The 11,780-nt window shown below is 70.9% G+C and carries 14 protein-coding genes; 6 read left to right on the plus strand and 8 right to left on the minus strand.

The window, feature by feature from the left end; translation table 11 throughout:
* The first annotated feature begins 221 nt into the window (after positions 1–221).
* Both ACWCRD_RS11640 and ACWCRD_RS11645 read left to right on the plus strand, forming a co-directional pair.
* On the plus strand, positions 222–905 hold the full coding sequence (locus ACWCRD_RS11640) for an ABC transporter ATP-binding protein (protein WP_450965655.1): 684 nt from the start codon (positions 222–224) through the stop codon (positions 903–905).
* Positions 906–1,049: 144 nt separating this feature from the next.
* On the plus strand, positions 1,050–1,820 hold the full coding sequence (locus ACWCRD_RS11645) for a globin domain-containing protein (RefSeq protein WP_450965656.1): 771 nt from the start codon (positions 1,050–1,052) through the stop codon (positions 1,818–1,820).
* A gap of 39 nt (positions 1,821–1,859) precedes the next feature.
* On the opposite strand, the gene ACWCRD_RS11650 is transcribed toward ACWCRD_RS11645, so the two are convergent.
* The gene (locus ACWCRD_RS11650) at positions 1,860–2,771 is read right to left on the minus strand and encodes a helix-turn-helix domain-containing protein (protein WP_450965657.1); all 912 of its coding nucleotides are present in this window, start codon (positions 2,769–2,771) and stop codon (positions 1,860–1,862) included.
* A gap of 171 nt (positions 2,772–2,942) precedes the next feature.
* Between ACWCRD_RS11650 and ACWCRD_RS11655 the strand changes: the two genes are divergently transcribed.
* Both ACWCRD_RS11655 and ACWCRD_RS11660 read left to right on the plus strand, forming a co-directional pair.
* Positions 2,943–3,983 carry an NAD(P)-dependent alcohol dehydrogenase gene (locus ACWCRD_RS11655; RefSeq protein WP_450965658.1) on the plus strand — a complete coding sequence of 347 codons (1,041 nt, stop codon included), beginning with the start codon at positions 2,943–2,945 and terminating at the stop codon, positions 3,981–3,983.
* A 131-nt stretch (positions 3,984–4,114) separates the two neighbouring features.
* Complete coding sequence (locus ACWCRD_RS11660) at positions 4,115–4,498, plus strand: VOC family protein (RefSeq protein WP_450965659.1); 384 nt, start codon at positions 4,115–4,117, stop codon at positions 4,496–4,498.
* A 9-nt stretch (positions 4,499–4,507) separates the two neighbouring features.
* Here the strand turns inward: ACWCRD_RS11660 and ACWCRD_RS11665 are convergent, their stop codons facing one another.
* Genes ACWCRD_RS11665 through ACWCRD_RS11675 form a run of 3 tightly spaced genes read right to left on the minus strand, consistent with a single transcriptional unit; the run spans position 4,508 to position 7,041 of the window.
* On the minus strand, positions 4,508–5,245 hold the full coding sequence (locus tag ACWCRD_RS11665) for a hypothetical protein (protein WP_450965660.1): 738 nt from the start codon (positions 5,243–5,245) through the stop codon (positions 4,508–4,510).
* 30 nt (positions 5,246–5,275) lie between these two features.
* A complete protein-coding gene (locus tag ACWCRD_RS11670) occupies positions 5,276–6,382 on the minus strand; it encodes a serine hydrolase domain-containing protein (protein ID WP_450965661.1) in 1,107 nt (368 codons plus the stop codon).
* 8 nt (positions 6,383–6,390) lie between these two features.
* On the minus strand, positions 6,391–7,041 hold the full coding sequence (locus tag ACWCRD_RS11675; RefSeq protein ID WP_450965662.1) for a DUF4291 domain-containing protein: 651 nt from the start codon (positions 7,039–7,041) through the stop codon (positions 6,391–6,393).
* A 169-nt stretch (positions 7,042–7,210) separates the two neighbouring features.
* On the opposite strand from ACWCRD_RS11675, the gene msrA reads away from it, so the two are divergent.
* Positions 7,211–7,723: a peptide-methionine (S)-S-oxide reductase MsrA gene (gene msrA / locus ACWCRD_RS11680; protein ID WP_344404417.1), complete on the plus strand. Its 513-nt coding sequence runs from the start codon at positions 7,211–7,213 to the stop codon at positions 7,721–7,723.
* A 16-nt stretch (positions 7,724–7,739) separates the two neighbouring features.
* Here the strand turns inward: msrA and ACWCRD_RS11685 are convergent, their stop codons facing one another.
* Positions 7,740–8,858 (minus strand): hypothetical protein, encoded by a 1,119-nt coding sequence (locus ACWCRD_RS11685; protein WP_450965663.1) that lies wholly within the window; start codon positions 8,856–8,858, stop codon positions 7,740–7,742.
* Between the two features lie 162 nt (positions 8,859–9,020).
* Here ACWCRD_RS11685 and ACWCRD_RS11690 point away from each other — a divergent pair, with 162 nt between their 5' ends.
* Positions 9,021–10,175 (plus strand): cystathionine gamma-synthase, encoded by a 1,155-nt coding sequence (locus tag ACWCRD_RS11690; protein ID WP_450965664.1) that lies wholly within the window; start codon positions 9,021–9,023, stop codon positions 10,173–10,175.
* 13 nt (positions 10,176–10,188) lie between these two features.
* Here ACWCRD_RS11690 and ACWCRD_RS11695 read toward each other — a convergent pair whose 3' ends face one another.
* The 3 genes from ACWCRD_RS11695 to ACWCRD_RS11705 all read right to left on the minus strand — a co-directional run bounded on the left by ACWCRD_RS11695 (position 10,189) and on the right by ACWCRD_RS11705 (position 11,643).
* On the minus strand, positions 10,189–10,437 hold the full coding sequence (locus tag ACWCRD_RS11695; protein ID WP_365836306.1) for a hypothetical protein: 249 nt from the start codon (positions 10,435–10,437) through the stop codon (positions 10,189–10,191).
* 25 nt (positions 10,438–10,462) lie between these two features.
* Complete coding sequence (locus tag ACWCRD_RS11700; RefSeq protein WP_450965665.1) at positions 10,463–10,966, minus strand: sigma factor-like helix-turn-helix DNA-binding protein; 504 nt, start codon at positions 10,964–10,966, stop codon at positions 10,463–10,465.
* Between the two features lie 170 nt (positions 10,967–11,136).
* A complete protein-coding gene (locus tag ACWCRD_RS11705) occupies positions 11,137–11,643 on the minus strand; it encodes a MarR family winged helix-turn-helix transcriptional regulator (protein WP_450965837.1) in 507 nt (168 codons plus the stop codon).
* Between the last annotated feature and the right edge of the window lie 137 nt (positions 11,644–11,780).

Raw genomic sequence — 11,780 nt, forward strand, 5'->3', positions numbered from 1 at the left:
CGGCTGGGGGGAGGGCGGTGCGCTCAGCCCGCGCGTGCGGGGTGCCGCTCCCTTTGGGCCGGGAGCCGCCCCAGCGGCACGACTGCCCGCAGCTACGCGCCCTGAAGGGGCGCGGGGCTGTATCGATTTGCGGCTCCGCCGCGTGGGCGCGATCAGCCCCCACCCACCCGCAGCCGAACAACGACACGCACCACCCCCGAACCCCACCCAGGAGTCACCTCATGTATGAGCTGAGAAACCTCACCAAGCGCTACACCCGAGGCAAGGACACCATCCACGCCCTCGACGCAGTCGACCTCTCCATCGCCGACGGCGACCGCCTGGTCATCCAGGGCCCCACGGGCGGCGGCAAGTCCACCCTCCTCCAGATGCTCGGCGGTCTCGACCGCCCCACCTCCGGCGAAGTCGTCCTCGACGGCACCGACCTGGCCAGGCTCTCCGAGGCCAGGCTCACAGACGTCCGCAGCGAGAACATCGGCTTCGTCTTCCAGTCCTTCAACCTCATCCCCACCCTCACCGCCCAGGAGAACGTCGAAACCGCTCTCGTACCCCTCGGGGTGAAGGTGAAGGAGCGGCGCGAGCGGGCCGCCGAGGCGCTGACCTCGGTCGGTCTCGGCGAGCGGCTCGGACACCTGCCCGGCGAGATGTCCGGAGGACAGCAGCAGCGCGTCGCCATAGCCAGAGCACTCGTCAAGCAGCCGAAGGTGCTGCTCGCCGACGAACCCACCGGAAATCTCGACGAGTCGATGCGCGACGAGATCATGGAGGTGCTGGAGCGCATGTGGAAGGAGCTAGGGCTGACCTTCATCATGGTCACCCACGACTCCGCGATCGCGAAGAAGGCCCCGCGGCTGGCGACGATCCGCAAGGGCAAGCTCACCGTCAAGGAGAACGCGGGCGCGTAACACGCGGAACAGGCGGGGAGGCCGTCTCTTGCCTCTCTCTTCTCCATTGAGGTTCGCCAAGTGAGCCGCAGGTTCGCTGAGCGCTGAGCGAACCGCCCGCCGGAAGTAAAGCTTCCGGCGGGCGGTCCGTGTTTCCGTGGGCGCATGACCACACAGACCGTCGAGTACATCCGCTACCGCATCCCGGAAGACCGCTCGGCGGAGTTCCTCGCCGCCTACACACGGGCCGCGGCCCAACTGGCGGCGGCACCGCAGTGCGTGGACTACGAACTCGCGCGCTGCGAGGAGGACTTCGAGCACTACGTCCTGCGCATCACCTGGACGTCGACCGAGGACCATGTGGAGGGCTTCCGCAGCTCGGACCTGTTCCCCGACTTCCTCGCTCAGATCCGCCCGTACGTCGGCAACATCGAGGAGATGCGTCACTACAAGCCGACGACGGTACGCGGCACGGGCTCGTCGGTGCCGACGCTGTACGACTGGGCCGGGGGCGCCGCCGCCTTCACCCGTCTGACGTCGGTCTTCTACGACAAGGTCCTGAAGGACGACCTCCTCGCCCCGCTCTTCGCCGACCTGGCCGCCGACCACGCCGAACACGTCGCCCTCTGGCTCGGCGAGGTCTTCGGCGGCCCCGCCACCTACTCCCTCACCCAGGGCGGCCACGGCCACATGGTCGCCAAGCACCTCGGCAAACACATCACCGAGCCACAGCGCCGCCGCTGGGTCAACCTCATCCAGGACGCGGCGGACGAGGCCGGCCTCCCGACGGACGCCGAGTTCAGGTCGGCGTTCTTGGCGTATGTGGAGTGGGGGACACGCCTCGCCGTCCATTTCTCGAGCCCGGACGCAAAGCCGCCGACGGAGCAGCCGGTGCCGCGGTGGACGTGGGGAGCCGTGCTGCCGTACCAGGCGTGAACGCTCAGCCCGTCCGGCGCGCCAACCGCCGGGCGCGCCTCAGGCCGACGGCGCCGACTGCCCCGCCCGAGTGGCATCCGCACCCCAACTGGCCAGCAACCGCAGCGCTTCCGCCGAGGGCGAGCCGGGTTCGGCGTGGTAGACGACCAGGGCCTGATCGCTGCCGTCGGTGACGGGGAACGACTCGTAGTTCAGCATCAGGTCGCCGACCAGCGGGTGGTGCAGGTGTTTGACGCCGTGGCTCTTCTCCTTGACGTCGTGCGTGGCCCACAGCCGCCTGAACTCCTCGCTCTTGACGGAGAGTTCGCCGACCAGGGCGGACAGCCGCGGATCGTCCGGATAGCAGCCCGCCTGCATGCGCAGCAGGGCGACGACGTCGGACGCCTTCTCCTCCCACGCCACGAACAGCTCGCGGTACGCGGGATTCAGGAACACCAGCCGGGCCCAGTTCCGCTCCTGCGGCGCCAGCTCCCCCCAGTCGCCGAAGACGGCCGCGGCCATCGGGTTCCAGGCGAGAATGTCCGAGTAGCGGCCTCCGATGTACGCAGGCACCGAGTCCATCGTGTCCAGCAGCTGCCGCAGCGCGCCCCGCACCTGCTGCGACCGCGCCGCCGGCTTCTTCTTGTGCTGCTTCGGCTTCGCGAGATGCGTGAGGTGGTTGTGCTCTGCGTCCGACAGCCGCAGCGCCCGCGCGATGGCGTCGAGCACCTCCGCCGACACGTTCCGCCCGTTGCCCTGTTCGAGGCGCGTGTAGTACGCCACCGAGACACCCGCCAGCTGCGCCAGCTCCTCCCGGCGCAGCCCGGGCACCCGCCGGTGCCGGCCGAAATCCGGCAGCCCCACGTCCCCCGGCTTCAGCCGGGCGCGCCGGGTGCGCAGGAACTCGCTGAGCTCGGCACGCCGGTCCAGTGCCCCCGCGGGCTCGGGTACGGGATGGGGCTGTTCGTCCATGCCTCAAGTATTCACTGTCGTACGCACACCATCCTGACCCCGCCAGTGGTAGGCACAGCGGACGTATGCAGAAGCGTGGCCTGGGTGAAGTCCGTCCGGTCCGGCATGCTGGGCGACATGCCCGGTCAGAAGGCAGCCGGGCGCGTAACCACTGCTAGGAGACCCCTCGGCATGACCACTGTTGCCGCTTACGCCGTCCCCGCCGCGAAGGCTCCGCTGGAGCGCACCACCATCGAGCGCCGCGAGGTCGGCGAGTTCGACGTCCTGATCGACATCAAGTTCGCCGGTATCTGCCACTCCGACATCCACCAGGCGCGGGAGGGCTGGGGCGAGGCGATCTTCCCGATGGTCCCGGGTCACGAGATCGCGGGCATCGTCTCCGAGGTCGGCGCCGGCGTCACCAAGTACCGGGTCGGCGACCGCGTGGGCGTCGGCTGCCTGGTCGACTCCTGCCGGGAGTGCGAGAGCTGCAAGGCCGGCGAGGAGCAGTACTGCACCGGCGGCAACGTCGGCACGTACAACTCCATCGGCAAGGACGGTGAGCCCACCTACGGCGGCTACGCGGAGAAGGTCGTCGTCGACGAGAACTTCGTCGTCCGCATCCCCGACGCCCTGTCGCTGGACGTGGCCGCGCCGCTGCTGTGCGCCGGCATCACCACCTACTCCCCGCTGAAGCACTGGAACGCCGGCCCCGGCAAGAAGGTCGCGATCCTCGGCATGGGTGGCCTCGGCCACATGGGTGTCAAGATCGCCCACGCGCTCGGCGCCGAGGTCACGGTCCTCTCCCAGTCCCTGCGCAAGAAGGACGACGGCCTGAAGCTGGGCGCCGACCACTACTACGCGACCAGCGACGAGCAGACCTTCAAGGACCTGCAGGGCTCCTTCGACCTGATCCTCTCCACGGTCTCGGCCCCGCTCGACTTCGGTGCGTTCCTGTCGCTGCTGAAGCGGGACGGCGCGCTGGTGAACGTCGGCGCCCCCGAGGAGCCGATCGCCCTCAACCTCTTCTCGGTGATCGGCGGCCGCAAGACCCTCGCCGGCTCCATGATCGGCGGTATCGCCGAGACCCAGGAGATGCTCGACTTCTGCGCCGAGCACGGCTTCGGCGCCGAGATCGAGGTGATCAGCGCGGACCAGATCAACGAGGCGTACGAGCGGGTGGTGGCGAGCGACGTCCGCTACCGCTTCGTGATCGACATCGCGACGATCTGACTCGTCTGACAGGTGGGGCCCCGGCGAAGGTGACGCCGGGGCCCCTCGTGTGCGGTCCCCCGACGCCGTTCTGAGGCGAGCCTTACCTTGTCCGCCCTTCGGAGTATCTTGGGCGTGAGGAGGCCCACACGATGAACGTGCAGCTGAACCACACCATCGTCGCCGCCCACGACAAGAAGGCGTCGGCCCGGTTCCTCGCCGACATCCTGGGGCTGGAGCCCAGTCCGCCGTTCGGCCCCTTCATCCCCGTCCAGATCCCGAACGGCGTGACCCTCGACTACATGGAGACGGACGGCGAGATCACGCCCCAGCATTACGCGTTCCTGGTGTCCGAGGACGACTTCGACACCATCTTCGGCCGTATCCAGGACGCCGGGCTGACCTACTGGGCGGACCCGTACCACCACCGCCGCGGCGAGATCAACCACAACGACGGCGGGCGGGGCGCGTACTTCGACGACCCCAACGGCCACAACCTGGAGATCATCACCAGGCCGTACGGCAGCGGGAGTTGACCTGCCGGTTCACTCGGAGGGAAGGAACTCGCCGGCTCCGTAGGACCGTACGAGAACGCTCCCGTCGGCGGACGGTTGCACGGAGTGCGCGCGTCCGAGCCCCGAGACCCGGGCGCGTGCGTCCGCGCCGACCTCCACGACCGTGTTCTCGTCGATCGCGACGCCGTGCGGGAGTCCGTGCCGTGCGACCGCGGCGATCATGCGCGGCAGCGTTCCCCACTGTGCCGCGTGCACCTCCACGGAGAAGTGCACCAGCCCGAGCCCGGGCCGCACTTCGATCTCCTCCAGGTCCTCTGCGGTGTCCTCGTGGCACACGGGTACGCCGTCGTCGAGCCACCCTCCGACGAGGGCGTGCGGCGCGGCGAGGGCCGCCCCGGCGGAGAAACCGGCGTACGGGATGCCGAACTCGGCGAGAGCGGACCGCAGTTGGTCCAGGCACCCGGCGAACGCGTCCTGATACGCGGGCGTCAGTCCGCCACAGACCACCAGCCCGTCCAGATCCTTGAGGCGGTCCGCGGTGAACTCCCCGCCGAGCGGCACCAGCAGCGGTACGGGGCTGCAGTCGGCGACCTTCCGCAGCACGGCGTCGTACCGGCCGAACTGCTCGCTGCCGTCCCCCTCGTCGAGCACGACACAGCCGATGCGCGGCCCCGTGGCCGCGCGCAGGAACGGCCCGTAGACGGCGTGCGCGGCCGTCGCGTCCCAGCCGCCCCCGATCAGGAACGTACGACTGCCACGGCTGCCCATCTGTGCTCCCACTCTCTCCCCGTCCGCCTGTCAGGCCCGCAGTCCCACGAGACCGTCGTAGGCGGACATGACGATCTCCAACCCCCGGTTGTCGTCGGCGGGTTCGCGCATCTGGTTCGTCACGTACGCCACCACCATCCGGGCCTCGGGTTCGATCATCACCATCGACCCGCCCCAGCCGCCCCACCCGTAGGTGTTGCCGAAGAGTCCGTAGCCCAGGCCCCAGCGCACCGGCATGCCCAGCACCCGGTCGTCGCCGCTGAACTGCTCCTCCCAGGCGCGATCGCACCCCGCCCGCGACAGCAGCCGCACTCCCCGCAGCGTCCCTCCGCAGGCCATCGCCGACTGCACGAGCGCGACCGACCGGGCGTTGCCGAATCCGCTCGCCGCGGGGATCTGCGCACGGCGCCAGGCCACGCTGTTGCCGTCGCGGACCCTGATGGCGGTCCCGGCGGCGGGCGTCGAGCCCCTGCCGGGCGCGCTCGCGGTGTACTCCTCGTCCCGTCCCGGCGGCGGCACCGTGAGCGCGACGCGCCGGTCGTGCTCGGCGGCCAGCCCGATGTGGAAGTCGGCCCCCAGCGGCCCGGCGATCTCCTGAGCGAAGAACTCGCCCACGCTCCGCCCGCTGATCCGCCACACCACCTCGCCCACGAGGAACCCCTGGGTGAGCGAGTGGTACCCGGCCGCGCTGCCCGGCTCCCACTGCGGGGCCTGCGCGACGAGCCGTGCCGTGGCGGACGGCCAGTCGTAGATCTCCTCGACCGGCCCGTCCCAGTCGGGCAGACCGGCGGTGTGCGAGAGCAGGTGCCGCACCAGCACCCGCTCCTTGCCCGCCGCGGCGAACTCCGGCCAGTACCGGGCCACGGGTGCGTCCAGGTCGAGTTCGCCACGGTCGGCCAGGACGAGCGCGCACAGCGCCGTCATGGTCTTGGTGACGGAGAAGACGCCCACGATCGTGTCCCGCTCCCACGGCACGGTGCGCTCGGCGTCGGCGAACCCGCCCCACACGTCCACCACCGGCTCGCCGTCCACGAAGACGGCCACCGATCCGCCCGCGTCCCCGGCGTCCAGCATCTCCGCCAGCCGATTGGGCACCGCGGTGAACAGACCGTCGTACGAGCCCTGGATGTCAGCCATGGGTGGCATTAGCCCGCATCGGCACGCGCCGCGGCAACCGAATTTGCGGCCGTCCGCTGTCCCGCCGACGGACGCAGATGGGCCAGGAGTTCCTCCGCCGCAGGGTAGGGGCGCTCCTGCGGAAGCAGCCGGGCCGCCGAGTCGAGGTCGCCGCTGCCCACGTACGCATGTATCTGCCGGGCCAGCGGGGTCACATCACTGATGGCGACCGTCCACTCGTCCGCATAGCGTCGTACGGCCTCACCGGAGAGACCGAGCTGCAGCGACCGGTACGGCAGCGGCCGCAGCCGCAGATCCCGCTCGGGATCCCACTGCACCCGAGCCGGCGCCCTCTTCAACGCACGCTGCCAGGCGGCACGGTCGGCATGCACCCGGGGTTCGTAGCTCGACAGACACGCATGCCGCAACGCCCACTCGAAGCCGCCCCGGCTGATCTCGACGGCGAGCACGGTCTCCTGCCCCGCCTTGGCGCCCCAGCCACAGCGGTACATCATCCACAGGAACGACGGCTTGATCCAGGTCATCCGGTCCCGCTTCCACGCGGCCGGGAAACGTCCCTCGCGGACCGCGGGCCCGCCGATTTCCGGTGGGTAGGCCTGGTAGACGGTGACCGTGGACTCTGCGTGGACCGCACGGATTGCGCGCTGTGGATCTTCCATGGCATCAGCGTGGGGGACCGCCGCCCCGCGCGGCGACCGGTTTTCCCGCCGAGGAGCGCCCCGGAATCGCCTGGGACCCTCGCGCGTTGAGGGGGGTGGGCACGGGATGCCGATGGTGCGCGAGCAGCGTCGCCCGAGTGACCGAGCTGACCGATATGGGAGGACTGCAATGGCTGCGCAGACGCAGAGGGCCGTGCTGGCGGGCGGATGCTTCTGGGGGATGGAAGAGCTGATCCGCCGGCTTCCGGGTGTGACGGCGACCCGGGTGGGATACACCGGGGGTGACGTGCCGAACGCGACGTACCGCAACCACGGCACGCACGCGGAGGCCATCGAGATCCTCTTCGACCCCGAGCAGACCGACTACCGCGCGCTCCTGGAGTTCTTCTTCCAGATCCACGACCCGAGCACCAAGAACCGCCAGGGCAACGACATCGGCCTCAGCTACCGCTCGGCGATCTACTACGTGGACGACGAGCAGAAGCGGATCGCCGAGGAGACGATCGCGGACGTGGACGCCTCCGGCCTGTGGCCGGGCAAGGTCGTCACCGAGGTGGAGCCGGTCGGCCCCTTCTGGGAGGCCGAGCCCGAGCACCAGGACTACCTGCAGCGTTACCCGGACGGCTACACCTGCCACTTCCCCCGCCCGGGATGGCGGCTGCCCGCCCGCACGGAGGGCTGACCACCCCGTCGCCCGCTCAGTGCGGCAGCGTCGCCGGGCTGCCGCCGTTCGCCTCGTAGCCCGCCACCGCCAGCGCCCGGTAGACCGCGAACTCGGCTGCCGGGTCGGCGGACAGGGTCCAGGGGAGCGCGCCGACATGGCCGTCGATGTGTATGAGCTGGTTCATGGCCTCCGCCCAGCGCTCCGCACGCACCAGGAAGAAGACCAGCAGGTGGCGCACGTGCGCGAGCATCGGGTCGTCGGGACGGGCCGAGTGGACGGCGTGCAGCGCCCCGTGGATCGCCTTCGTCACGGTCTCGCTCTGGTAGAAGCTGCTGACCAGGTTCACCTCGGGCAGGTGCTCGAAGACCGCGAACAGCGGCATCGCGGCGAGGAGTGAGCCCTGCGGCGCCCGCGCGGCCGCCGCCTCCGCGAAGGAGTACGCCAGCTCGCGCGAGCCGTGCCACTTCTCGCACCAGTAGTGCAGGGCGGCCAGGTGCGCGCCCATGTGGGTCGGGGCGCGGTCCAGGATCCGCAGCCAGAGCTGCTCGAACTCCGGCCGCGAGTAGGCCAGCCCGCGGGCCACCGACAGCTCGATGATGTACGGGACCGGGTCACCGGGGGCGAGCAGCGCCGCATCGCCGCACGCCGCCCTCGCCTCCTCCATGATGATCCGGAACTCGTCCGTGCCCGGCGCCGACGTCCGCCACGCCTGCTGGACCAGGAACTCCGCGTGCACCGCGGCGCCGCCCGCGTCCTTGGGCTGCTCGGCCCGCCACACCCTGAGCCATTGACCGCCCGGGGTCTCGCTGACCCCGCCGGGCCGCTGCTGCAGCTCCAGCGACGCGGCGCCGGCGAAGGCCTGCACACGCTGCCAGCGCAGCTCGCCCGCCGCCTCCGTGCCCGCCAGCAGCTGGGAGGCCGCGCGGTGGTCCTGCGTGCGCTGCACCAGGTCCAGGACGTCGAGCAGGTCCTGGTCGGGGCCGGGCATGCGGACGTCCAGCTCCTCCTCCCGCACGAATCCGTAGTTCGCGGGGTCGGCGGCGTCCGGATGACCGGCCGGGACCTGCTCGATCATGCCCCGCCTGCGCCGCAGCACGGGGAGCAGCACGAAGCCCAGCATGACGGCGGCGATCAGGACCCAGAGAAATTCCATGGCTCAAGCGTTCCAGACGCCGGTGACAATTGGCGAACCCGGTCGGCGACCTGTGGAAAACTCCCCGAGCCCGGAGCCGGAACCGAGGGAAAACCCGGCAGTACGGCCTCCCTCGCCTCGCCGTCCGGCGCGCGCGCCGCAAGCGCACTACCCTCGGTGCCCATGAGCGACAGGCACATCAGTCAGCACTTCGAGACCCTCGCGATCCACGCGGGCAACACCGCCGATCCCCTGACCGGCGCGGTCGTCCCGCCGATCTACCAGGTCTCGACCTACAAGCAGGACGGCGTCGGCGGTCTGCGCGGCGGCTACGAGTACAGCCGCAGCGCCAACCCCACCAGGACCGCCCTGGAAGAGAACCTCGCAGCCCTCGAGGGCGGCCGTCGCGGCCTCGCGTTCGCGTCCGGACTGGCGGCCGAGGACTGCCTGTTGCGTACGCTGCTCAGCCCCGGCGACCACGTGGTCATCCCCAATGACGCGTACGGCGGCACGTTCCGTCTGTTCGCGAAGGTCGTCGCCCGGTGGGGGGTGGAGTGGTCGGTCGCCGACACCAGCGATCCGTCCTCCGTACGGGCCGCCATCACCCCGAAGACCAAGGCCGTGTGGGTGGAGACCCCCTCCAACCCGCTGCTCGGCATCACCGACATCGCCGCGGTCGCGCAGATCGCCCGGGACGCGGGCGCGAAGCTCGTCGTCGACAACACCTTCGCCACGCCGTACCTGCAGCAGCCGCTGGCGCTCGGCGCGGACGTCGTCGTGCACTCGCTGACCAAGTACATGGGCGGCCACTCCGACGTCGTCGGCGGTGCGCTGGTCGTCGCCGACGAGGCGCTCGGCGAGGAGCTCGCGTACCACCAGAACGCGATGGGCGCGGTCGCCGGCCCCTTCGACTCCTGGCTGGTGCTGCGCGGCGCGAAGACGCTGTCCGTGCGCATGGACCGGCACAGCGAGAACGCCGGCAAGGTCGCCGACATGCTCACCCGGCACGCACGCGTGACGCGCGTTCTCTACCCGGGCCTGCCCGACCACCCCGGTCACGAGGTCGCCGCCAAGCAGATGCGGTCCTTCGGCGGCATGGTCTCCTTCCGGGTCGAGGGCGGCGAGGAGGCGGCCGTCGAGGTCTGCAACCGCGCCAAGATCTTCACGCTCGGCGAGTCCCTGGGCGGCGTCGAGTCGCTGATCGAGCACCCCGGGCGGATGACCCACGCGTCCGTGGCGGGCTCGGCGCTGGAGGTGCCCGCCGATCTCGTACGCCTCTCCGTCGGCATCGAGAACGTCGACGACCTCCTGGAGGACCTGCAGCAGGCGCTCGGCTAGCCGACCCGCCCGCTCACCAGCCCGTGTACGGGGGAGTCGTCTGCGAGGGCGGCTCCACCCACGGACGGGCCATCATCGCCCACACGAGGAACGCCACACCCGCGGCGCACAGCAGCAGCCACATCAGACGGCGCGCGAGCGTCCTGCGGCGCAGGCTGCGGGCACCGCGGCGCACGACCTCCCCGTACAGGTCCGGCGGCACCGGCGGCGGCACCTGCTCCATGATCCGTCGTGCTGCGGCCTCGCGCTCGGCCCGGTTCATGCGCGTCCCCCTTTGCCGGCGCGCCTCATGACGGCGCCACCTTCGCCCCGCCGACCGCCGGTGCCGGGCTGCGCGGCGGATGCAGCAACGTCGCCGTGGCCCGGTCGCAGATCGCGCGGACGCGATCCGTCGGCAGGCCGAGCAGCGCCGCCGTCTGCTCCTCGCCGACCCCCTCGTACAGCCTGAGGACCAGGATCAGACGCTCCTGCGGCGCCAGCAGGGCCAGCGGACTGCCGGGATGCGGGCGGCCCCGCCCGAAACCGCCGTACTGGTGCCATGCCGCGCGCGCGAAGCGGCTCGCCAGGTACTGGCGGGCGCGGTCGTACGGGTCCTCCCCGCGCAGCCGGTCCCAGCACGCGTACGTGTGCGCGAGGGCCAGCGTCAGCAGGCGCCGCGCGCGCGGGTTGTCGTCGGGGGCCTCCGCAGTGAGCAGCGTGGCGGCATGCAGCAGCCGCCCTGCCGCGCCCGCGACGAACGCCTCGAACTCCCGGGCCCGGCGGGCACCTTGGAACACCTGCCGCTGTCGCACCGCGCCTCCCGCCCTGACGCGACCCTGACCGAACGGACCCGGCCGCGTACGGGGTGCACAACCGCGTACGACGGGGCCCGGTCTCATCTGAGGCCAGGGGTGGCCTTTCGGTCAAGAGCTGCGCGGCACGCGGGCGTACCGAACAGGGCGGGCGCGCCTGCCGACGGCGGCTACGAGGCCGACGACGCCTCCGGCGCAGGCACCCCCTGGGCCGACATCCGGGAGGAGAGAGCGGTGTTGAAGCGCGTCAGGAGCGTGCAGAACGCCTCTCGCTCCTCCGGCGCCCAGTCGTGTGTCAGCTCGGCCATCAACTGACGCCTCGAGGAGCGCACTTCCTCCAGCCGTGACTGGCCGCGCGGGGACAGCTGGAGCACCACCGCCCGCCCGTCCTCGGGGTGCGAGGTGCGCTTGACGAGCCCGGTGTCCACGAGCGGAGCCACCTGCCGGGTGACCGTCGAGGAGTCGATGCCCATGCTCGCCGCGAGCGCCTTGACGCCCATGGGGCCTTCCTTGTCGAGGCGGTTGAGCAGCAGGTATGCGGCGCGGTCCATGGAGTTGCGCACCTGCCCGACGCCGCCGAGCCGGGTCTGTTCGGCACGGCGGGCGAAGACCGCCACCTCGTGCTGCAGCGTGTCGAGGAGACCGGTGTCACCGACGGTCGTCATGTCCATCGACATTTCAGGTGTTGTGGGCATGGCCGGAGGCTCACTTCATGAAGGGGGGCTGGCTGGAATGGGGGACAGAGTACGCGGCCGGGGGGCAAGCCGTACCGGCGCTGCACAAACCAGTCTCGGACGTTGGTCACAGCGACCGT

The organism is Streptomyces sp. NPDC002092 (assembly GCF_053593775.1).